The sequence below is a fragment of the Bacillus sp. Root131 genome, assembly GCF_001429475.1.
Lineage (GTDB): Bacteria > Bacillota > Bacilli > Bacillales > Bacillaceae_G > Bacillus_A > Bacillus_A thuringiensis_S.
The window spans coordinates 155,828-177,832 of sequence record NZ_LMJQ01000043.1 but is presented as its reverse complement, the minus strand read 5'-3'; the positions used below and the strand labels follow the sequence as shown (position 1 = coordinate 177,832).

The following is a 22,005-nucleotide window of genomic DNA, read 5'->3' as shown; positions in this document are numbered from 1 at the left end:
GATAAAAAAGAAAGAAATATATAGTAAGCGTGTTATGATAATAAAAAACTGTATTTTCTTTAAATTCTATCTTTAATTATGTTAGGGGAATGGTTTTGACATTGAAAAAATTAAAACTACAACCGAGAATTACATTAACTATTAGTACACTTATTCTTGTTGTACTTTTGCTAACAAGTTATTTATTTTTTTACATATTATCTGAAACAGTAGAAGAGCAAATTGGTAAAAGGGCCTTGCATGTTGCGAAAACAGTTGCTGCGATACCAGAAATTCAGGAAGCTTTTCAAAAAGAAAATCCAGCTTCTATTATTCAGCCAATCGCAGAAAAAATTCGAATTGATACAGAAGCTGACTTTATTGTAGTTGGAAACAAAGAGGGGATTCGTTATGCGCATCCTGAGCGAGATAAAATAGGAGAAAAAATGGTTGGCGGAGATAATAAAGGCGTTTTATTAGAAGGGAAATCTTATGTTTCGAAAGCTAATGGATCGTTAGGCCCTTCATTGCGTGGGAAAGTCCCAATCCGTAACCAGGAAAATGAAATTATCGGTGTGGTGTCTGTTGGGTTTTCAATGGCTGATATTCATGGAGCAGTAGAAGTGTATGGAAAGCGTGTATTTTGGATTACAGTAATAGGTCTTTTAATTGGGGTAATCGGCTCTATATATTTAGCGGGAAGTATAAAAAGAATGATGTTCGGGATGGAGCCAGAAGAAATTTCATCTTTATATGAAGAGCATAGTACAGTGATTCAATCTGTACGTGAAGGGATTATTGTAATCGATAAAAATGGCATGATTAGTTTAGTCAATCAAGCAGCTTATGATATTCTTTCGCTAAATAAACAACAAAATATTATTGGGGAATTTATTTTAAATGTAATTCCTAATTCAACGATACTAGATGTACTTCAAACTGGTGAAGAACAGTTTGACCGCCAATTAAATATAAAAGGACAGGCTGTTATTGCGAACCGTCTACCTATTAAAGTAAAGAATAAAGTAACTGGCGTTGTATCGAGCTTACGTTTGAAATCTGAAATGGATCAGTTAACAGCAGAATTGTCCCAGACGAAGCAATATACAGAGGCATTGCGGGCGCAAACGCATGAATATAATAATTTATTGTATACGCTTTCGGGTCTTATCCAATTAGAATCATATGAAGATGCTTTAGAGCTTATTCATAAGGAAACAGCGGTATATCAAGATTTTGTTCAATTTATTATGAAGCGGATTCAAAATCCATGGCTAGGTGGAATTTTAATTGGATTTTATAATAGAGCACGAGAGTTGAAGATTGATTTTATGCTAGATAGAGAAAGTGGTTTAGACAAATTAAGTCCACATATTGAGAGTAATTATGTCGTTTCTATTTTAGGGAATTTAATTACGAATGCATTTGAAGCAATTGAAAAAAATGAAGAGAATGATAGGAAAGTAAGGATGTTTGTAACTGATATTGGAGAAGAAATATTAATTGAAGTGGAAGATTCAGGGCAAGGGATTCATGATGAAATAATTACTAGCATATTCTATAAAGGCTTTTCGACGAAAGAAGGAGGAGAGCGAGGATATGGATTAGCAAAAGTGAAAGAGTTAGTAGAAGATTTAAATGGAAGTATTGCAATTGAAAAAGGGGATTTAGGTGGTGCGTTATTTATTATTGCACTACCGAAAGAGAGAGGCGAATAGTAATGGGTGAGGAGATTGAAGTATTAATTGTAGAAGATGATATTCGGATTGCTGACATTCATCGTCGTTTTACTGAAAAAATTGAGGGATTTAAAGTAATTGGAACGGCAACGACTGGAGAACAAGCGAAAGAATGGCTAGAGCTTGTGAAGCCACAGCTCGTGTTATTAGATGTGTACTTACCTGATATGCAGGGAACGGAACTTGTCACATATATTAGGAATCATTTGCACGATACAGATATCATTATGATTACAGCGGCATCGGAAACAGATGTAGTGAGGCACGCCCTGCGGGGCGGAGTAACAGATTATATCGTAAAGCCACTAATGTTTGATCGATTTAAAGCAAGTCTAGAAGGCTATCAAAAAAAGATTATACAGTTAAAGAAGAACAATCAATTATCTACGGAACAAATTGAATATTTATGGTCTCAAAGAGGTGTGAAGGGAGATCAAATAGAATATGCCCCGAAAGGGATAGATCCTTATACTTTAGCGAAAGTAAAAAAGCATATGTTAACAGTTAATGAAGAAGGGATTACAGCAGAAATGTTAAGCTCAATGATTGGAGTAAGCCGATCAACGGCAAGGCGCTATTTAGAGTATTTGATATCTGGGAAGAAAGTCCACGCAGAGCTAATATATGGAAGTGTTGGGAGACCGGAGAGACGTTATTTTCTTGCTTCTTCATAATAAAAAACAGTAGAGGATTTTACTTCTTCTACTGTTTTTTTGCATCTTATATTGGAATAATCCCAATTACAATTCCGGTAATTAACATAACCATTGTCGTTCCAACGGCCCACAATAAAGTGAAGCGTTGATGTTCACCGAAATCAACTTTGGCCATTCCGACCAATAAATAAGTGGAAGCGACAAGAGGACTTAATAAGTGAACGGGTTGCCCAAGTAAGGAAGCGCGTCCCATTTCAGCTGCACTAATTCCGTAAGTAGCAGCAGCTTTCGTCAAAATAGGTAATACCCCGAAGTAAAATGCATCATTAGACATGAAAAATGTGAATGGCATACTGAGAAGTGCTGTAATAATTGGTAGTTGTGGTCCAAGTGCATCTGGTATAAGAGTTACTACACTGTTAGCCATTGCATCTACCATTTTTGTTCCAGATAAAATACCAGTGAAAATACCGGCAGCAAATACGAGAGAAACAACTGCTAATACATTCCCTGCATGAGAAGCAATACGTTCTTTCTGTTGCTCTAAGTTTGGATAGTTAATCATAACAGCAATAGCAAAAGCGACTGTAAATAAAACAGGTAACGGCATAACTTCTAGTATGAGACAGACAAGTAATGTGGCGGTTAATAAAAAGTTAATCCATAGAAGTTTAGGACGTTTATGCACTGCTGCTTCGACAGTTGCAGCTTGCTCATCCATTGTTTGCATTTGTTTTAAATACTGTACATCCATAATTCCTAAACGTTTTCTTTCTTTTTTTCCAAGATAGTAGGCAACGAAAACAACCCAAATTGCACCAGCAATCATTCCTGGAATAAGAGGTGTAAATAATTCGGAAGCCTCAAGTCCAAGTGCGCTCATAACACGAGCTGTGGGTCCACCCCAAGGTGTAAGATTTGTTACTCCCGCTCCTAACATAACAACTCCAGCTAATATGAGTGGATTCATTCCAAGGCGCTTATATAGTGGATACATTGCAGAAACTGTAATCATGTATGTTGTTGTACCATCACCATCTAAAGAAACGATAATAGTCAATATAGCCGTTCCGACAACGATTTTTAAAGGATCTCCTTTTACAAATTTTAAAATCTTACTAATGACAGGATCAAATAAACCGCTATCAATCATAATCCCAAAATATAAAATAGCGAACATAAGCATAATACCAGTAGGTGCTAATTTTTGAATCCCCTCTAACATCATAGGCCCCATATTGGCATAGAATCCGCCAATTAATGCAAAAACACTCGGAATTAATATTAATGCTACTAGCGCTGACATACGTTTCGTCATAATTAAAAACATAAAGACAAATACCATCGCAAATCCAAGTAGTGCTAACATGTAATTTCCCCCTCAAAAGAATGATTGCGCTTTCAAAATAGAATAAAAATTCAGAAAAAGGTTTTTTATTTATAATAAAAGCATCCATTCAAATGGTAAATAATTTGAAAAATAACATCATTAGAAGCATAATTTTTATTTTGTTCATTTTGTTCACGATAGTTAATTTGAATTTTTAAAAAGTAAGCTACTCCTCGTAAGAATGGTAGAATAAGATGAAAATAGTGAAGTGTGGAATAGGGAGTAGATTTTATATGAAAACGAGAATTGAAGAGATTTATAGCTCTTATGAAGGAAAAGTAGAGGAGATTTTTATTAATGAATCTTCTTACGTATATGAATGGGAAAAATTACTGATGATCCGAAAAAATGACGGTGAGCTTAAAAAAATTACAGTCGGGATTAGTGGAAATATAAGATTGGTAAATGTAGAAGTTGGACAGGAAATTAGTGCCGATACATTATTAGTTAAGTTAGAAGATGATTTGTTAATTACAGGCTGCGAGTGATGAGAGATGTGTAGAAATAACTACACATCTTTTTTTGTTTCCTATATTACAAAAAGCACATTGTTTTTTCACAAATCTCACACAACCTTTTGGTATTCTTTTCGTGAAGTATACGGTTTCTAGGGAGGAATATTGATGAAAGTCAAATATGTTGTACTTGCTATATGTTTATGTTTCGTATTTACGGTAGTCGGGTGTGGGAAAAAGGAAACAGCAGCTGTTGCTATTGATGAGAAACATGATAAATGTGATATTTGCCAAATTGGGGTAACAGATAATCAATTTGCAACAGAAATCATTTTAGAAAATGGAAAAGCGTTAAAGTTTGATGATATCGGTTGTATGTATAAATGGATGGAGATCAACTCAGATGAAAAGACGAAAGAGAAATTTGTTCGAGATTATGATTCGAAAGATTGGATTTCGTTAGAAGACGCTACTTACGTATATGATAAAACAATAACGACACCGATGGCTTATAATGTCATTTCATTTAAAAATAAAAAAGATGCAGAGAGCTTTGTATCTAACTATAAGGGCAAAGTTCTTTCGTATAAAGAGTTAGCAGAGCATAAATGGGAAATGAATAAAGAGATGATGGGGAAACCGAAAGCAGGAAATCATGGTGGACATCATTAATAATAGAAAAAGACAACTATATAGTTGTCTTTTTCTATTATTACTCAGGTGCAAATATAGAAAAGGTGTAAAATTTTTAGAAGAACGGTTACAATGGAATATAGTAACCTAAAGCAATCATTTATCCCGCATTAACGGGCAGTAAGATCCCCACCTCAAAATTTAGTGAAAGCAAAGAATTTAGGTGGAGATCAACTGCCCGTAAAAGCCCGATTGGTTCAACTAATAATTAGTGGTGGATGAACAAAACCCCCACTAATTAAAGTTTCACTTTATGTACTTTTTAGAAATGTATACAAATGCGGTAAAAACGTGCTAAACTAATTGCTTCATAATGTTAATGATGGGGCCATCAGGCGTATCATTCCAATAGGTTGAGAAACATAGTATAAGCTTAAGATAATCCGATTAAAGAAGGAATCTAAAGGGCTTATGGATAAATGTACTCAAGAAGAGTTATTGTATGTGATGGAGGAATGGTTAAGAAAACATTATCTTTCATAGGAGCTGTAGTTGTGAGAAAACAAAAAATTTTATTATGTATTTTATTAGGACTTTTAATGACGGTAGTGGCTTGCGATAAGCAAGAAGAACCAGAATCGAAACCGGTTCATGTGAAAAATGAAAAGAAAAAAGAGAAGCATAAAGAACAGGAAGAATCTAAAGAAGAGAAAAGTATAAATTTAATGGACAAACAGTTGTTACTTTCAGCTACTCTTGGAGACACAGAGACAGCTATGAAGTTGATTCAGGATGGAGCGAATATAAACGTAGAAGGTGACAACGGAGAAACGCCTGTCCTTGCAGCGACGTACCAAAATCATGTAGAGACAGTTAAAGCATTAATTGGTGCAGGTGCTAATATTGAAATTAAAGATGAGAAAAAAAGTAATCCACTTCTTTATGCAAGTAGAGAAGGATATACGGATATTGTAAAAGTATTAATTAATGCAGGAGTTAATACGAAAGAAACGACTAAGTCAGGTGGAACAGCACTTATTTCTGCATCTGAGCGTGGCCATGTAGAGGTTGTTAAAGAATTATTAGAGCATACAGATATTGATGTGAATTATAAAAATGAACGTGGTGGAACAGCGCTATTAGAAGCAATTGTATTAGGAAATGGTAGTGAAAACCATAAGAAAGTAATTCAATTGCTTATTGATCACGGTGCAGATGTAAATATGGCTAACAAGGAACATCTGACGCCACTGCAATACGCTGAAAAAAGAGGTTTTAAAGATATTGTAAATATGTTGAGGGTAGCTGGAGCGAATGAAGTAGTACAGCCACAACAACCAGTAGAGTAACAAACGAAAAATAATCCCATTTAGATAGACAGAATGAAGAAATCAGTTAGTATGATGGATTCAGTAATGTGTATTTGAATGGGATTTTTGTTTTGAACATGAAAAATAGATTATGAATGGATGGTATATGGGGTAAAAAAGGAGGATATAAATGACTCTCTCAGAACTTGATTTAATAGTAATTCAGGTAGAGGTTTTATTTGTTCATAATCAAGTAGGAAAAATGAAATATGTAAATGAACAAGGAAATCCGAAAGCACCACGTTTTTTTCTTGGCAGAACTCGTGAAGGGGGTATAACGGGATATCATTGTAATGTGGATGATGAAACGGTAAGTAAGATTGAGAAGTTAATTCGAGAACCTTCAAAGCATATAGAGATAGCAAAGATTATTAATGTATTAAATGAAGAAAGAACAGTGGAAAATGTTTGGATGGGCCCTGCTTTCATGTTTACTAGTAATTTACATAAGCCGACTAGAACAATACAAATAACGGAGAAGAATAGAGAGCTTTTACGAGAAAATTTTCCTAATCTAATAGAACAGATGGAATGGAGGAAACCTTATTTTGCAATTGTAAAAAATGAAAAGGTGGTTTCTGTTTGTTGCAGTGCCAGAAGTACCCCCGTAGCTGCTGAGGGAAGTGTGGAAACTTTAACCGAGTTTCAAGGGAATGGATATGGTACTGATGTTGTTACAGCTTGGGCCATAGCAATACAAGAGGAAAAGCGCATTCCACTTTATAGTACTTCCTGGGATAATTATGCCTCACAAGCAGTTGCGAGAAAACTAAAACTGATTGACTATGGAATGAATTTGCATATCACTTGAATTTTAAAGATAGTTGTTGCGTTCTGTTGGAGTTCATTCATATATCTAGATTATTATAAAAAGTAATGTGGTGAATATTAACACTCGATTAACACCTAATTAACAAACTATCAAAACTGGCTTAATAAATGAGTAATATAGTAAAGGTAACAAAATAACTAGGGTAGAGAACATTTGAGAACACCCGCTTACATATAATGTGCCGCTTTCTTAGGTGTGCTCTATTCCCTAGAGTTCAAATAAGGAGAAAGGCGTTCTATGTAAGTAGGTGTTTTTAGTTTGGATAAAAATAGAACAGTTAGGTGGAATGGATGTTTAAAGAACCTTATATTGCGATGATAAAGGATTGGAAAGGATACAAAGCATACAAACAATTGCCGAAAACAGTTTTTCTTATGACGGGTTCAATGCTGGAATTACCAGAGCGTGTATACGAATTGCAGAAACATGGACATGATGTATTTCTTCATTGTGATTTTATACAAGGCTTAAATACGAATACAGAGGAAGCGCTTTTGTATATTCAAGATGTTATCGGGGCACAAGGTATTATTTCAACAAAGGGTTCGACAATTCGAAATGCTAATAAAATTGGATTGAAAACAATTCAACGTATTTTTATTGTAGATACTTTATCCCTTACTAAATCAATTGAAAATTGTAAAACGACTAAACCAAATGCAGTAGAGATTATGCCGGGGATTATGCCGTCTATAATTAAACAGCTAGCAGAGGAAATAGAGTTTCCTATTATTGCAGGCGGGCTGATTCAAACGCGAGAAGATGCGGAAATTGCAATTCGTGCAGGAGCAAGTGCGATTTCAACAAGTCATTATGAAGTATGGATACAAGAAGAAAAAAGGAGTGCAACCTTGTGATTGAATTGAAAAATGTTTCAAAGGTATATAAAAATGCAAAAGAGACGGCGGTTAAAGGCGTATCGGTTCATATTAAGAAGGGCGAATTTTTTGTTTTAGTTGGACCTTCGGGATGCGGGAAAAGCACATTATTACGAATGATTGCTGGCTTAGAAGAGATTTCTTCGGGAGATTTAATTATTAATGAACGTGTTGCAAATGATATAGAGCCGAAAGACCGTAATCTATCAATGGTATTTCAAAATTATGCATTATATCCACACTTATCTGTAGAAGAAAATATTTTATTTGGACTTAAGGTAAGAAAAGTACAAAAAGAAGAGCGACAAAAGCGATTAATGGAAGCTATTGAAATGGTAGGACTGAAAGAGTATGTGAAAATGAAACCAGGCCAATTATCAGGCGGACAAAGACAGCGTGTTGCACTTGCCAGGGCAATTGTGAGTCAAGCACCAATCTGTTTAATGGATGAACCACTTTCGAATTTAGATGCAAAATTACGTGCGCAAATGAGAATTGAAATTAGAGAAATTCAGCAGCGATTAGGAATTACGATGATTTACGTTACCCACGATCAAATAGAAGCGATGACTATGGGAGATCGTATCATGGTTTTAAATAAAGGAAGTATACAGCAAGTTGGAACACCACTTGACATATATAACGAACCAGCAAACGAATTTGTTGCAAGCTTTATAGGTTCTCCTTCTATGAATATAAATGATGGAGAAGTAGATAAAGAAAAAGGTGTATTACATATAGGGCAATTGCAAATTCCATTATCTATTGGACAGTTAAAGCAATTACCAGAAGGAATAATTCGTATAGGCATGCGTCCTGAGCATATTGCACTGTCTGAGGAAGGACAAGAAGTGACGCTGCAATCTGTAGAAGTATTAGGGAATGAATCTATATTAAATTTTGCGGTAAATGGAACAACTTGGAGTGCGAAAGTCATCGGACAGTTACTCCTGAACAAAGGTGACAAAGTAAAATTATTATTCTCGCAAGAAAAGTTATGCTTCTTTAACGAAAACACGAATGAACGCTTAAAAGTGGTAGCTGAAGAAGAGTTGAAAGTGGTGGCGAAATAATGATCGAAGTAAGTAAGTTACCAGTTCAAACAAAGGTGTCAAAAAAGAAAAAATTATGGGAGAGAACGAAAGATTTAAGAATAGGATTATTGTTTTTGGCGCCATCTATTTTGCTATTTTCGATTTTTCTGTTCTATCCATTGTTTAGGACGATTTATTATAGTTTTTATTTAACCAATATACATGGAGAAGCTAATCTCTTCGTTGGCTTAGAAAATTATCAATATTTATTCTCTGATCCAGCCTTCTACAAAAGTATAAAATCAACTTTATTATTTGTTTTATATACAGTTCCTACGAGTATTATATTTGCTTTGTTTCTTGCATTGATTGCAAATGGAAAGGTAAGAGGTATTGGGTTATTCCGAGTTCTGTTTTCTTCGACGATGGGAATATCAGTAGCTGCTAGTGCAGTGATTTGGCTATTTTTATTTCATCCAAGTGTAGGATTATTTAATAATATATTAGCCTCTATGAACCTTCCTGCAATCGCATGGTTAACGAGTCCGGACTGGGCACTATTCTCTGTATCAGTTACAACAGTTTGGGTGAATACAGGTTTTGCATTTTTAGTTATATTAGGTGGTTTACAAAATATTGATACGTCTTTATATGAGAGTGCATCTATAGATGGTGCTAGTTATTTATATAAGCTTCGCCGTGTTACATTACCGATGCTATCGCCAACTTTATTCTTTATTGTAACAGTAACATTAATTAGTGCGTTCCAAAGCTTTGGACAAATTGATATTTTAACGCACGGTGGACCAAATGATGCAACGAATTTAATTGTGTACTCGATTTACAAAGAGGCGTTTGTGAATCATCAATTTGGAACAGCAAGTGCACAAGCGATGGTATTATTTGTTTTCATTTTCGTTGCTACATTACTTCAATTTAAGTTTGCTGAGAGAAAGGTGCATTATAAATGATTGTTAAACAGTGGAAACAAAATTTCCTATTATACATGCTACTCATTATTAGTGCAGTGATGGTGTTTTTTCCTGTACTGTATGCATTTTTAATAAGCTTTATGACACCAGACGATATTCAAATGAGAAGGTTATTTCCGACCCAGTTTACTTTTGATAATTTCATTAATATTTTTCAAAAAGTACCGCTTTTTACATACTTATATAACAGTTTAATTGTATCGACAGTCGTTATGATTGGACAACTTATCGTATCAAGTTTAGCAGCTTATGCTTTTGTTTTTCTTCAGTTTAAAGGGAGAAACTTAATTTTCTTCCTGTTTATTTCAACGATGCTTATTCCGTGGGAAGCAACGATGGTGCCTAACTTTTTAACGATTCAAAACTTTGGCTGGATCAATAGTTTCGCCGGGATGACAGTGCCGTTTTTTGCAACAGCTTTCGGTATTTTCTTGTTACGCCAACATTTTATGACACTCCCGAATGAACTGAAAGAAGCTGCTTTTATTGAAGGGATTGGAAATATAAGATTTTTATTCAGCGTTGTAATACCGTATTGTAAAACGAGTTTTATTACGCTTGGAGTATATAGCTTTTTAACAACATGGAATATGTATTTATGGCCACTTTTAGTGACCACTGATGAAAAAGTAAGAACAGTGCAAATCGGTGTAAAGCAGCTTCAGTCTCAAGAAGTTGCAACTGATTGGGGAAGTGTAATGGCCGGTGTTACGGTTATCGTTATTCCAACATTGATTTTACTATTTTTAGGACAAAAACAATTACAACAAGGATTAACAAAAGGTGCAATTAAATAACTAAGAGAAGGTGAGCTTAAAATGAGTTTAGTAAAAAAAGGTGCTGCCCTATTAATGGCAGCAACAATGGCATTATCTAGTGCCGCTTGTTCAAATAGTAAAACAGAGGGAAAACCTGAAGCGCAGGCAAAAGTAGCACCAGTTGAAAAAAATGGTGATAAAACTGTAATTCGCTTCTGGCATGCGATGGGTGGAAAAACACAAGGTGTACTAGATAGTCTTGTTGCAGACTATAATAAGTCACAAAGTAAATACGAGATAAAGGCAGAGTTCCAAGGGACATATGAAGAGTCTTTAACGAAGTTTAGAACGATGTCTGCAACGAAAGAAGCGCCAGCTCTTGTTCAATCGAGTGAAATTACAACGAAATATATGATTGATAGCAAAAAAATCACACCAATTGATAGCTGGATAAAAAAAGATAAGTACGATACGTCAAAATTAGAAAAAGCAATTACAAATTATTATTCAGTTGATGGAAAAATGTATTCTATGCCATTTAATTCATCTACACCAGTATTAATTTATAATAAAGATGCTTTCGCAAAGGCGGGCTTAGATCCAGAGAAAGCTCCAAAAACATATGTGGAATTACAAGAAGCAGCGAAAAAGTTAACGATTAAAGAAGGCGGAAATGTAAAACAATATGGATTCTCCATGCTTAACTATGGTTGGTTCTTTGAAGAGTTGTTAGCGACACAAGGTGCTTTATATGTAGATAATGAAAACGGCCGTAAAGATGCTGCAAAGAAGGCGGTATTTAACGGTAAAGAAGGACAGAAAGTATTTGGAATGTTAGATGATTTAAATAAAGCTGGCGCACTTGGAAAGTATGGAGCAAGTTGGGATGATATTCGTGCTGCGTTCCAGTCTGGACAAGTTGCTATGTATTTAGATTCTTCAGCAGGTGTTCGCGATTTAATTGATGCATCTAAGTTTAATGTAGGTGTTTCATATATTCCATATCCAGAGGATTCGAAACAAAATGGTGTTATCATTGGAGGCGCATCATTATGGATGACGAATATGGTTTCAGAAGAAACGCAACAAGGTGCTTGGGACTTTATGAAATATTTAACGAAGCCAGACGTACAAGCGAAATGGCATACGGCAACAGGCTATTTCTCAATTAATCCAGATGCATATAATGAGCCGTTAGTAAAAGAGCAATATGAAAAATATCCACAGTTGAAAGTAACAGTAGATCAACTGCAAGCGACGAAGCAATCTCCAGCAACACAAGGTGCTTTAATTAGTGTATTCCCAGAATCACGAGATGCAGTTGTAAAAGCATTAGAAGCAATGTATGACGGAAAGAATAGTAAAGAAGCGTTAGATGAAGCTGCCAAAGCAACAGATAGAGCAATTAGCATTTCATCTCGTACGAGTCAAAAATAAGAGAAAGCCGTATCCTTAAAAGGGATACGGCTTTCTTTATAGGGAGATAAGGGATCAAAGAAATGATGAAGTTTTATCTCTTTTATATGAGTAAAGGGTCTAGAGTGAATGTTGTCCTTTTCATTATTTATTCAACTCTATTGCGACTTGTTTACCATTTACGAAAACCTCTACTACCGCTACTACAACTTCCATTACTTTTTTCATCTCTCCTTGTTTTTTGTTTCATTTCTTACTCTCAGTATAAGGAGATACAGTAATTACAACTATCGAATTGGATGACAAGAGACTTACATTGTTGTAAGGATAATAGTTTAGTTTGTAATAAAGTGAAACTTTAATCAATGGGGCTTTTCTTCATCCACCACTGATTATTAGCCCTCACCAATCGGGCATTAACGGGCAGCCCTACCCCCACCTAACTTCTTTGCTTCCGCTGAATTTTGAGGTGGGGGTCTTACTGCCTGTTAATGCGGGATAAATTTAATCCAAGGTTAAGATTCGGAATTTTCCGTTGTTTTGAACTATAATTAGAAAGAGGGGGGATAATATGAAAAGAATTCTTGTTATTAGTGATATTCATGGAGAAATAGAAAAGTTCGAACAGTTGTTGAAAGAAGCTCAATATAATGCGAAAAAGGATCAATTAATCTTACTGGGAGATTATGTAGATCGTGGTCCAAATGCGCGTGCTGTAATTGAAAAGGTAAAAGAATTGAAAGAAGAGGGAGCACTCATTTTAAAAGGAAATCATGAAGATATGATGATTAAGGCGTTAACGACAAATGAGGAACGTTCATGGAACCATTGGGTAAAAAGAAATGGTGGAGATAAGACATTATATAGTTATGGATTTGTAGAAGAAGATATTGCGGTTAATGAGAAAGACTTCCAAAAACCGATTTTACAATCTTCTGTATTAGAGGAACATATAAAGTTTATTCAAGAATTAGATCATTACATTGAAACAGAAGAGTATATATTTGTACATGCTGGGGTTGAGCCGATGAAACGAGTTTCTGAATCTGAACCATATACGTTAATGTGGATCCGTAATGAATTTCATAATGGATATAGCGGTGAAAAGGTTGTTGTATTTGGGCATACGGAAACAAAAACGCTTCATAGTAGTGAGGATTGCGGAGTGTATTTTGGTAGTAATCGTATTATTGGAATTGATGGCGGGGCTGTGTATGGTGGTCAGCTAAATTGTTTGGAGTTGCCAAGTAAAAAGGTATATGTAATAAAAAATTGAAAGAGATAAGAGGAATCTTATTTCTTTCAATTTTTTATTAAGGTAAATTTAAGACAAAGTTTTTATAATAAAACTTCAAAATTTTAGAAGGAAATAGCTGAAAATGAAATTACGTAATATAACTACATTCTTTTGTTATGAAGAGAAGAAATGTAATAATAAATAGAATTGAACTATTTGATGGAAGGTGAGAGCATGCGCTTACTTGTAGTAGAAGATAATACTTCGTTATTAGAATCTATCGTACAAATTTTGCGTGATGAATTTGAAGTGGATACAGCATTGAATGGAGAAGATGGATTGTTTTTAGCGCTTCAAAATATATATGATGCAATTTTGTTGGATGTGATGATGCCAGGGATGGACGGATTTGAAGTGATTCAAAAAATACGTGATGAAAAGATTGAAACACCAGTCCTGTTTTTGACAGCGAGAGATTCTTTAGAAGATCGGGTGAAGGGATTGGACTTTGGTGGAGATGACTATATCGTTAAGCCATTTCAGGCCCCTGAATTAAAAGCGAGAATTCGCGCTTTACTACGCAGAAGTGGTAGTTTAACAACGCAGCAAACGATTCGCTATAAAGGGATTGAATTGTTCGGAAAAGATAAAGACGTTCAAGTAGATGGACAAGGTATTAAGTTGACATTGAAACAATATGAGCTACTAGAGTATCTCATTCAAAATAGCGGGAAGATTTTAATGCGTGAACAAATTTTTGATCGTGTTTGGGGATTTGATTCAGATACGACAGTAGCGATTGTAGAAGTGTATGTGCATCATTTACGTAAAAAATTAGAGCCATTCGGTTATCAGAAAGATATTCAAACCGTTCGAGGTATTGGATATATATTAAAAGAACAATGAGAAAAGGAAGTATGTTTCAAAAGACACGCATTCGTTTGACTATAGTGAATTCATTAGTATTTATCCTATTAATAGGTATATTAGGCAGTATTATTTATTCATACACATATAAGCGTATTTATAATGAAGTGGATCAATCTATAAAAATGATGGCTCAGTATAGAGAAAAATTAGATGTTAAAATACCACCAAGAAAACGCATAGAGAATATCCAGATTGGAGATCCGCGAGTAACTAGAATAACTTGGAATGGGAAAATAGTGAAAATAGAGGGCGATAACCGTAAATTCCGTTCTATTTTTGAAGAGAATTTGGAAAAGTTTTCTCCAAAAAAATTAGGGGAGTTACAAGATATTGAAGTACAAGGACGATATTTTAGAGCATTTTCGCTTCAAAAAGATGGAGAAATAGTTCAAATCGTGCGAGATATAACAGCGGAAGAAAGAATGTTAAATACTTTATTTTTAATCCTCGTTATAGGTTGTAGCATAGGAAGCCTCTGTGCGATAGGTATCGGCTTTTTCCTAGCTGGCAGAGCACTTGTACCTATTCAAAATTCATGGGAGAAACAGCAGCAATTCGTTTCTGATGCATCACATGAACTAAGGACACCGCTTGCAGTTATTCAATCAAAAACGGATGTGTTATTCCAATCACCATCCGCTACGATAGAAGAAAAAGCGATGGATATTTCTACAATTTCAAAAGAATGTAGGCGGTTATCGAAACTCGTTAGTAATTTATTATTGCTAGCACGTTCTGATTCTAATCAAATTGAGATGGATAAGAAAACATTTGAACTTGATAAATTGTTAGAAGAAATAGTAGCTCCATATAAAGAGATTGCTTCTTATCAGGAAAAAGAAATGATACTAAAAGTAGAACGTGGTGTATCTTTTATGGGGGATAGAGAGCGGATTCATCAAATGATGGTCATACTGTTAGATAATGCGATGAAGTATACAAACGAAGGTGGGCATATTCAAATAGATTGTACGCAAATGAGTAGTTCAATTCGTATACAGGTGAAGGATGACGGGATAGGAGTGAAAGAAGAAGATATTCCGAAATTATTTGATCGTTTTTATCAAGGGGATAAAGCAAGAAGTACGTCAGAAGGAGCTGGATTAGGTCTTTCAATCGCAAATTGGATTGTAGAAAAGCATTATGGAAAAATATCAGTAGAGAGCAGATGGGGAAATGGCACTTGTTTTGAAGTGATTTTCCCTAAAAATCAAAAAATATAAGTAAGAAGACGATCTTGTTTTTACAAGGTCGTCTTTTTTTTAAGGGAAAGTTAAGAAACTATTTATATTATGTATGGCATAAAGAACGTTCGTTACATGAAGAAGAGACTAGGTGTATGTGAGTGGATTTTATCAATCATAATGTTATCTCAAGCAGCGATGAGATGTATGTATAGTATTAAAAAAATTATGGGAATGCTGAAAAAGAAAGTGTAAGAGGGAGGAATTAATTTTGAAAAAGAAAATGATGACGGTATTCACTATTGGAGTAATGAGTTTAAGCATATTAGGGGGTGCCTCTCCTTCTGAAACACAAAAAGGAAAGACAGATTACACGCAGCGCAGTAAAGAACAATTGAACAATGGTAAGATACATGCAGTGCATACAGAAGAAAAAGCAGAGGAACTAGGTATTGAAACGGAAGGAAAAGAACAAATTACATTAGAAAAAGAAATTCATGAAACAGAAGTAGGAAGGGAAGCAGAGCAGTTAGGTATTTCGATTGAAGGAAAAGATGTTGGGACGCTGTCAGAAGAAATCTATGAAACAAAAGTAAAGCAAGAAGCGTTAAAGCTAGGTATATCTATAGAGAATACATCAATTGTAGATTTAATTACTCAAATTAATACGATCAAAATTAAAGATGAAGCAGATAAATTAGGCATTTCTACAGATGGAAAAGAAATTGAAGACATCGCGGAAGAAATCTACGGAACGAAAGTAAGAGAAGAAGCAGGAAAGTTAGACATTTCTCAAAAAGGAAAAGAAATTGAAGAGTTAGCACAACAAGTGTACGAACAAAAAGTACAGGAAGAAGCAAAAAAATATCATATTGATTTGTACGGTAAAGATATATATCAAATATTAAAAGAAATTAATGAACAAAAGGTGCTACAAATGGCAGATGAGCTTAATATGGATAAAATGAATATGAATATTCAAGAGTTAGCGGAAAAGATAAAAAAAGATCAGCCTGAAAAAGGAAAAGAACTAAATTTTGTACCGATGATTAGAACGGATGCTGACGCATTTTATTCTTATTTAACGAATTAATAAGGGCGTGAAAGTGATAAGAAAATTGAAGTGGTATATATGTACAGCTTTACTAGGTGCAGCAATATGGAGTGTATATACAAATGGAATTCCAAAGTATGTAGAGAAGTTTACATTCTCAAATATACAAAGAGGAAAAGAAACGGAGTTTAGTAATAACGATGAAAAAGTCATCTTATCAAATGTTCCATTAATTCAGCAGTTACCAGAATTGGATAGAGGCTGTGAAGTGACAAGTTTAGCAATGATGTTACAATACGCTGGTGTTTCAGTGGATAAGATGACATTAGCAAATGAAATAAAAAAAGTTGATTTTATAGACGATGGTGTGCGCGGGAATCCGAATGAAGGATTTGTAGGTAATATTTATACATTCTCTGAATCAGGATATGGTGTATATCATGGGCCACTTTTTCAGTTAGCAGAAAAATATTTACCTAATAAAGCTGTAGACTTAACTGGGAAGAATATAGAAGAGATTTATAAGAGTGTAAAAGCAGGGAAACCGGTAGTCATGATTACGAATGCAACATTTGCACCATTAGATGAAGATGAATTTACTACATGGGAAACAAATAGTGGAGATGTTTCTATTACGTATAATGAACATTGTATTGTACTTATTGGGTATGATCAGGAATCTGTATATATTCGAGATCCACTTGAGGATAGCTTAGATGTAAAAGTACCGAGAGAAAGCTTTGAACAGGCATGGGTGCAAATGGGGAGTCAGGCAATTAGTTATGTAAAGAGCTCCAAATAAATTAGGATGAAGAGTTTTAGTAAGATGACTATAAGGCGAAGGATAGAGATTGAAGATTATAAGAGAAATTTTTTAGAGTAGAAGCTGTTGAAAAATAAGAGAACTTTAGTATATATAATGCTAAAGTTCTCTTATTTTTATGATTAAAATCCTTATTAAGGAGTGAATATGGAAAAATGCATAATTGACGAAAAATTTACATGTTATCATTATATATTGTTTTATGTATGTTAATTGTATAAAATGACACAAGTATCCACATTACATAAAGGAGGCTTATTATGCAAAAAATATTTAACTGGGTTAAATGTATGAGTATCAAGAAAAAATTAATCATTTCATTTTTTATTATTTTAACTATACCAGGAATTATTATCGGTGGTGTTTCATATCAAACTGCCAAAACAAATTTTGAACATCAAATGACAGATAAAGCAAAGGAGAATATTTCAGTTTTAAATACTGTTATTTCTCAAAATATAGAAGAGAAATTTGTTGATGCGACGTATTTTGCAGACATCTTAACAGAGGATACATATCCAAATGGACAAGAAGAGATAGTGAGAACGAAGTTAGCACAATATATAAAGCTTCATCCAGAAGTAGAAGGTATTTATATTGGAACGCAGACGGGAAAGTTTATAAGAGAACCATTTATCCAAATGGCTGATGGGTATAATCCAACAGATAGATCTTGGTATAAAGAAGCACATGAAAATAAAGGGAAAGTAATTGTTACTGCACCATATCAATCAGCATCTACAAAAAATATGGTAGTGACCATTGCGAAAGAAGTAAAAGATGGTAAAGGTGTTATAGGAATTAACTTAAATTTAGATAACATCTTAAAAATTTCCAAAATGATTAACATTGGTGAAAAAGGTTATGCAGTTATTTTAGATCAAAATAAGCAAATTGTTAGTCATCCATCTAGAAAACCAGGTGCGAAAGTTACTGATCCTTGGGTTAAACCAATTTATGAAGATAAACAAGGAAATGTGTCTTATACAGAACAAGATGATAAAAAGAATTTAATCTTTGCAACAAATGAAAAAACCGGCTGGAAAGTAGTTGGAGTTATGTTCGATGAAGAAATTACCCAAGCTGCCAGTCCAGTGTTTTATAAGACTTTAATTGCTATCGCTATTGCATTTGGTAGTGTATTAATTTATTTCATTACAAGGTCTATTACAGGGCCATTACGAAAAATAGCTGAATCAGCATATAAAATTAGTAAGGGAGATTTAACAGAGAAAATTACAATCCATTCTAAGGATGACATAGGGAAATTAGGGACTTCATTTAATGAAATGTCTACGTCTTTACAAGATGTTATTACCCAAATTAGCTTTTCAGCAGAACATGTCGCGGCATCGGCTGAGGAGTTAACAGCGAGCGTACAGCAAGCAAATGATGCGACAGATCAAATTACAATTGCAATGGAACAAGTATCAGGTGGGGCTGAATCACAAAGTCAAGGTGTTGAAGAAGGTGCGGCTACATTACAACAAGTAAATACAGCAATTCAAGATGTAACCGGAAGCGCAGAGTCAATTTCTATTTCCTCATTACATGCGAGAGAAAGAGCTGAAGAGGGAGAAGATTTAGTTGAACAAACTGCAAAACAAATGCAGTCTATTTCTAGGTCGGTATCCGAGTCAGATGCTATTATTAAACTTCTTGATGAGAAATCAAAGCAAGTAGGAGCTATTTCTGAAGCAATTCAAAACATAGCTACTCAAACGAACTTATTAGCTTTAAATGCGGCTATTGAAGCAGCAAGAGCAGGTGAACAGGGTCGAGGATTTGCTATTGTAGCAGATGAGGTTAGAAAATTAGCAGAGCAATCAGGAGAGTCATCTGGAGAGATTGCAAATTTAATTGCAGAAATTAAGGCGGATATTGAACATACTGTTAAGGCAATGGATAATGTGAATGGAGAAGTTCAACAAGGCCTTGATGTTGTAACAAAAACGAAAGTAAGTTTTACGGAAATTTTAAGTTCTACTACACATATTGTTTCTCAAGTTAATCAAATGGTAGAAACAACGAAGAGAATTGCTGGAGATGCAAATGAAGTGACAAATGCTATTGATGAAATTGCAGCGGCTGCAGAAGAAAATACAGCTAGTATGCAAAGTGTTGCAGCTTCAACAGAAGAACAGGTTAATTCAATGGAGGAAATTAGTTCAGCTTCGCAAAACTTAGCTGGGATGGCCGAAGAACTACAAGCGATGACTAGTAAATTTAAAGTATAATAACAGCAGATAAGTAAGGTGAAAATAATATCACCTTACTTATTTTTCTATTCAGCAATTAGGGGAGTCATTAACGGGATGAAAAAAAGAAAAAGACTATGGAATTTGTGGAAAACGATTACATTGTTAGTTTGTACAGTTGTAATTTTTTCTTTACTTGTGACAGATATATTAATTAGTCATAATGTAGAACGGGCGACGGAGGATAGCCAAGCAGAGAAAGCAAAAACAATTGCACACATTGTGGCGAATGATTCAATTGTAATCAATGGCTTGGTTGGGAAAGCGGATACTCCTGCAATCCAAACGTATACAAATAGGATATTAAAAAACACAGGTGTTCAATTTATTGTAGTTATGGACATGGATGGAATAAGAAAATCTCATCCAGATCCTCAAAAAATAGGTCGTCATTTCATTGGTGGGGACGAAGGGCCTGCATTGAAAGGAAAAGAACATGTATCGTTAGCAGAAGGAACTTTAGGTATTTCCATGCGAGTGTTTGTACCAATATTTTCTGAAACAGGTGAACAACTTGGAGCAGTGGCCGTTGGTATTTCAGCAGATAATGTAAAAGAGAGAGTTAAGGAAAGTAGACATATCATTTATATTGGTGTCGGAGTTGGAGTATTAGTCGGAATTATAGGAGCAATATTGCTAGCTAGACATATCAAGAAAAGTTTATTCGGTCTTGAGCCGCACAGGATAGCAAAAATTCTTGAAGAAAGAAATACGATGCTACAATCTGTAAAGGAGGGGATCATTGCTGTAGATAAAGAGGCTAGAGTAACGTTAATTAATAATGAAGCAAAACGTCTATTTAAAAAAAGTGGACTTGAAGAAAATTTTATCGGTAAAGATGTTGAGTTGTATATGCCAAATTCACGTATAAAAGAAGTATTGCAAACGGGAGAAGTACAATTAAACGAAGAACAAAATATTTATGGAATTACGATTGTGACGAATCGAGTTCCTTTATATGTAAAAGGAGAAATAGTGGGTGCAATTGCAACATTTCGTGATAAAACAGAGATTAGAAAACTAGCAGAGGAACTAACTGGTATTAGACTATATGCAGAAGCATTACGGGCACAATCTCATGAGTTTATGAATAAGATGCATGTCGTATTAGGGCTTACACATATGAAACAGTATGAAGAATTACAGAAGTATATAAGCGGTATGGTATCAGAGCATCAATATGAAATTGGTGGAGTTATGAAAAGAATAAAAAGTCCAGTATTTGCTGGTTTTTTACTAGGTAAGCTCAGCTATGCTAGAGAGAAAAATATAAAATTAATTATAAGTGAAGATTCTTATATGCCGGAAATAGATGATGAAAGTATTACTCATGAACTTATTACGATTGTCGGAAATTTAATTGATAATGCATTAGAAGCAGTGACGAATTGTGAAAAGAAGCAAGTTGAAATTGAGATACAACATGGGGATATATTAACTATTACAGTACAAGATACGGGAAAAGGTATACAAGAAAAAGAAATAGAGGAATTATTTACGAAAGGTTATTCCACAAAGGGAGATAACCGGGGTTATGGTTTGTATCTTGTAAAAGAAAGTATACAGCGAATAAATGGGGAAATTCATATGCATTCATTAGTAGGAAAGGGAACAACGATAACAATTGAAATACCTAAAGGTAGGGATGAGAGGCAAATATGATTAAAGTTTTAATTGTAGAAGATGACCCGATGGTAGCAATGTTAAATACGCACTATTTAGAGCAAGTAGGAGGGTTTGAACTTGTTCAAGCAGTTAACTCAGTAAAGTCGGCGATAGAAGTATTAGAGACATCACGAGTGGATTTAGTATTACTTGATATTTTTATGCCTGAAGAGACTGGGTTTGAGCTTTTAATGTATATCCGGAACCAAGAAAAAGAAATCGATATAATGATGATTTCAGCTGTACATGATATGGGGAGTATTAAAAAAGCATTACAATATGGAGTTGTAGATTATTTAATTAAACCATTTACATTTGAACGATTTAAAGAGGCATTAACTATATATCGAGAAAAATTTACTTTCATGAAAGAACAACAAAAAATTAGTCAATCGGAATTAGATTCGTTAATTTTACAAAAAGAAAAAAGAGAGCCTACTGTCACTAAAGAGCTTCCGAAAGGGTTAACGAAGCAAACGTTGCAATTAATTTGGCAGAAGATCGAGTCGCTGAATGGAAGAGTGTTTACAACAGATGAAATGGCACAATTAGTTGGAATTTCAAGAGTTTCTATTCGAAAATATGTAATGTTTTTGACTGACATTGGGGTGTTAGAAAACGAAATGATGTACCAACATGTGGGAAGACCTGTAAGTAAATTAAGATGTGTTGATCAAAAGAAAATAGAGTTTTACGTATAAGCGACTTAGTATAAGTCGCTT

20 protein-coding genes are annotated in these 22,005 nt (G+C 34.5%); 19 read left to right on the top strand and 1 reads right to left on the bottom strand.

Annotation, left to right across the window (positions count from 1 at the left end; genetic code table 11):
- Positions 1 to 89: 89 nt before the first annotated feature.
- Positions 90 to 1,697, top strand: coding sequence for a sensor histidine kinase (locus ASE54_RS31440; RefSeq protein ID WP_003255872.1), 1,608 nt, complete (start codon positions 90 to 92; stop codon positions 1,695 to 1,697).
- Positions 1,698 to 1,699: 2 nt separating this feature from the next.
- Positions 1,700 to 2,392, top strand: a complete 693-nt coding sequence (locus ASE54_RS31435) for a response regulator (protein ID WP_000503468.1) — start codon at positions 1,700 to 1,702, stop codon at positions 2,390 to 2,392.
- 46 nt (positions 2,393 to 2,438) lie between these two features.
- On the opposite strand, the gene ASE54_RS31430 is transcribed toward ASE54_RS31435, so the two are convergent.
- Positions 2,439 to 3,743, bottom strand: coding sequence for a CitMHS family transporter (locus ASE54_RS31430; protein WP_000880474.1), 1,305 nt, complete (start codon positions 3,741 to 3,743; stop codon positions 2,439 to 2,441).
- A gap of 254 nt (positions 3,744 to 3,997) precedes the next feature.
- Between ASE54_RS31430 and ASE54_RS31425 the strand changes: the two genes are divergently transcribed.
- The 17 genes from ASE54_RS31425 (at position 3,998) to ASE54_RS31345 (ending at position 21,984) form a co-directional block, all read left to right on the top strand.
- Positions 3,998 to 4,252 carry a hypothetical protein gene (locus ASE54_RS31425; RefSeq protein ID WP_000857378.1) on the top strand — a complete coding sequence of 85 codons (255 nt, stop codon included), beginning with the start codon at positions 3,998 to 4,000 and terminating at the stop codon, positions 4,250 to 4,252.
- 135 nt (positions 4,253 to 4,387) lie between these two features.
- Entirely contained in the window at positions 4,388 to 4,891 is a 504-nt protein-coding gene (locus tag ASE54_RS31420) for a nitrous oxide reductase accessory protein NosL (protein WP_000865665.1), read from the top strand.
- A 440-nt stretch (positions 4,892 to 5,331) separates the two neighbouring features.
- Positions 5,332 to 6,201 (top strand): ankyrin repeat domain-containing protein, encoded by an 870-nt coding sequence (locus tag ASE54_RS31415; protein WP_000287334.1) that lies wholly within the window; start codon positions 5,332 to 5,334, stop codon positions 6,199 to 6,201.
- Positions 6,202 to 6,352: 151 nt separating this feature from the next.
- Positions 6,353 to 7,033 (top strand): GNAT family N-acetyltransferase, encoded by a 681-nt coding sequence (locus tag ASE54_RS31410; RefSeq protein ID WP_000175565.1) that lies wholly within the window; start codon positions 6,353 to 6,355, stop codon positions 7,031 to 7,033.
- Between the two features lie 311 nt (positions 7,034 to 7,344).
- Positions 7,345 to 7,911 carry a glycerol-3-phosphate responsive antiterminator gene (locus ASE54_RS31405; RefSeq protein ID WP_000472005.1) on the top strand — a complete coding sequence of 189 codons (567 nt, stop codon included), beginning with the start codon at positions 7,345 to 7,347 and terminating at the stop codon, positions 7,909 to 7,911.
- A complete protein-coding gene (gene ugpC / locus ASE54_RS31400; protein WP_000571393.1) occupies positions 7,908 to 9,005 on the top strand; it encodes a sn-glycerol-3-phosphate ABC transporter ATP-binding protein UgpC in 1,098 nt (365 codons plus the stop codon). Before ASE54_RS31405 ends, ugpC begins: the two co-directional genes overlap by 4 nt.
- Complete coding sequence (locus ASE54_RS31395; protein ID WP_000573799.1) at positions 9,005 to 9,937, top strand: sugar ABC transporter permease; 933 nt, start codon at positions 9,005 to 9,007, stop codon at positions 9,935 to 9,937. Before ugpC ends, ASE54_RS31395 begins: the two co-directional genes overlap by 1 nt.
- Positions 9,934 to 10,755, top strand: a complete 822-nt coding sequence (locus tag ASE54_RS31390; RefSeq protein ID WP_000635946.1) for a carbohydrate ABC transporter permease — start codon at positions 9,934 to 9,936, stop codon at positions 10,753 to 10,755. Before ASE54_RS31395 ends, ASE54_RS31390 begins: the two co-directional genes overlap by 4 nt.
- 21 nt (positions 10,756 to 10,776) lie before the next feature.
- Positions 10,777 to 12,153 carry an ABC transporter substrate-binding protein gene (locus tag ASE54_RS31385; RefSeq protein ID WP_000060581.1) on the top strand — a complete coding sequence of 459 codons (1,377 nt, stop codon included), beginning with the start codon at positions 10,777 to 10,779 and terminating at the stop codon, positions 12,151 to 12,153.
- 550 nt (positions 12,154 to 12,703) lie between these two features.
- Positions 12,704 to 13,408, top strand: a complete 705-nt coding sequence (locus tag ASE54_RS31380) for a metallophosphoesterase family protein (protein WP_000821985.1) — start codon at positions 12,704 to 12,706, stop codon at positions 13,406 to 13,408.
- A 195-nt stretch (positions 13,409 to 13,603) separates the two neighbouring features.
- Positions 13,604 to 14,275 carry a response regulator transcription factor gene (locus ASE54_RS31375; RefSeq protein ID WP_001238636.1) on the top strand — a complete coding sequence of 224 codons (672 nt, stop codon included), beginning with the start codon at positions 13,604 to 13,606 and terminating at the stop codon, positions 14,273 to 14,275.
- A complete protein-coding gene (locus ASE54_RS31370; protein WP_003255890.1) occupies positions 14,272 to 15,522 on the top strand; it encodes a HAMP domain-containing sensor histidine kinase in 1,251 nt (416 codons plus the stop codon). The genes ASE54_RS31375 and ASE54_RS31370 overlap by 4 nt, the downstream gene beginning before the upstream one ends.
- A 232-nt stretch (positions 15,523 to 15,754) precedes the next feature.
- Positions 15,755 to 16,576: a hypothetical protein gene (locus ASE54_RS31365; RefSeq protein WP_000728582.1), complete on the top strand. Its 822-nt coding sequence runs from the start codon at positions 15,755 to 15,757 to the stop codon at positions 16,574 to 16,576.
- Positions 16,577 to 16,583: 7 nt separating this feature from the next.
- The gene (locus tag ASE54_RS31360) at positions 16,584 to 17,339 is read left to right on the top strand and encodes a C39 family peptidase (RefSeq protein WP_003255893.1); all 756 of its coding nucleotides are present in this window, start codon (positions 16,584 to 16,586) and stop codon (positions 17,337 to 17,339) included.
- A gap of 281 nt (positions 17,340 to 17,620) precedes the next feature.
- On the top strand, positions 17,621 to 19,597 hold the full coding sequence (locus ASE54_RS31355; RefSeq protein WP_001169181.1) for a methyl-accepting chemotaxis protein: 1,977 nt from the start codon (positions 17,621 to 17,623) through the stop codon (positions 19,595 to 19,597).
- A 78-nt stretch (positions 19,598 to 19,675) separates the two neighbouring features.
- Positions 19,676 to 21,280 (top strand): sensor histidine kinase, encoded by a 1,605-nt coding sequence (locus ASE54_RS31350; RefSeq protein ID WP_000746398.1) that lies wholly within the window; start codon positions 19,676 to 19,678, stop codon positions 21,278 to 21,280.
- On the top strand, positions 21,277 to 21,984 hold the full coding sequence (locus ASE54_RS31345; protein WP_000598691.1) for a response regulator: 708 nt from the start codon (positions 21,277 to 21,279) through the stop codon (positions 21,982 to 21,984). The genes ASE54_RS31350 and ASE54_RS31345 overlap by 4 nt, the downstream gene beginning before the upstream one ends.
- Positions 21,985 to 22,005: the final 21 nt, after the last annotated feature.

What these genes read in the sequence shown, in the direction of transcription:
- ASE54_RS31435 (WP_000503468.1), top strand. Translation starts at nt 1,700, where the DNA reads ATGGGTGAGGAGATTGAAGTATTAATTGTAGAAGATGATATTCGGATT.
- ASE54_RS31430 (WP_000880474.1), bottom strand. Translation starts at nt 3,743, where the DNA reads ATGTTAGCACTACTTGGATTTGCGATGGTATTTGTCTTTATGTTTTTA.
- ASE54_RS31350 (WP_000746398.1), top strand. Translation starts at nt 19,676, where the DNA reads ATGAAAAAAAGAAAAAGACTATGGAATTTGTGGAAAACGATTACATTG.
- ASE54_RS31375 (WP_001238636.1), top strand. Translation starts at nt 13,604, where the DNA reads ATGCGCTTACTTGTAGTAGAAGATAATACTTCGTTATTAGAATCTATC.
- ASE54_RS31410 (WP_000175565.1), top strand. Translation starts at nt 6,353, where the DNA reads ATGACTCTCTCAGAACTTGATTTAATAGTAATTCAGGTAGAGGTTTTA.
- ASE54_RS31405 (WP_000472005.1), top strand. Translation starts at nt 7,345, where the DNA reads ATGTTTAAAGAACCTTATATTGCGATGATAAAGGATTGGAAAGGATAC.
- ASE54_RS31380 (WP_000821985.1), top strand. Translation starts at nt 12,704, where the DNA reads ATGAAAAGAATTCTTGTTATTAGTGATATTCATGGAGAAATAGAAAAG.
- ASE54_RS31415 (WP_000287334.1), top strand. Translation starts at nt 5,332, where the DNA reads ATGTACTCAAGAAGAGTTATTGTATGTGATGGAGGAATGGTTAAGAAA.
- ASE54_RS31440 (WP_003255872.1), top strand. Translation starts at nt 90, where the DNA reads ATGGTTTTGACATTGAAAAAATTAAAACTACAACCGAGAATTACATTA.
- ASE54_RS31395 (WP_000573799.1), top strand. Translation starts at nt 9,005, where the DNA reads ATGATCGAAGTAAGTAAGTTACCAGTTCAAACAAAGGTGTCAAAAAAG.
- ASE54_RS31425 (WP_000857378.1), top strand. Translation starts at nt 3,998, where the DNA reads ATGAAAACGAGAATTGAAGAGATTTATAGCTCTTATGAAGGAAAAGTA.
- ASE54_RS31420 (WP_000865665.1), top strand. Translation starts at nt 4,388, where the DNA reads ATGAAAGTCAAATATGTTGTACTTGCTATATGTTTATGTTTCGTATTT.
- ASE54_RS31370 (WP_003255890.1), top strand. Translation starts at nt 14,272, where the DNA reads ATGAGAAAAGGAAGTATGTTTCAAAAGACACGCATTCGTTTGACTATA.
- ASE54_RS31385 (WP_000060581.1), top strand. Translation starts at nt 10,777, where the DNA reads ATGAGTTTAGTAAAAAAAGGTGCTGCCCTATTAATGGCAGCAACAATG.
- ASE54_RS31345 (WP_000598691.1), top strand. Translation starts at nt 21,277, where the DNA reads ATGATTAAAGTTTTAATTGTAGAAGATGACCCGATGGTAGCAATGTTA.
- ASE54_RS31355 (WP_001169181.1), top strand. Translation starts at nt 17,621, where the DNA reads ATGCAAAAAATATTTAACTGGGTTAAATGTATGAGTATCAAGAAAAAA.
- ASE54_RS31390 (WP_000635946.1), top strand. Translation starts at nt 9,934, where the DNA reads ATGATTGTTAAACAGTGGAAACAAAATTTCCTATTATACATGCTACTC.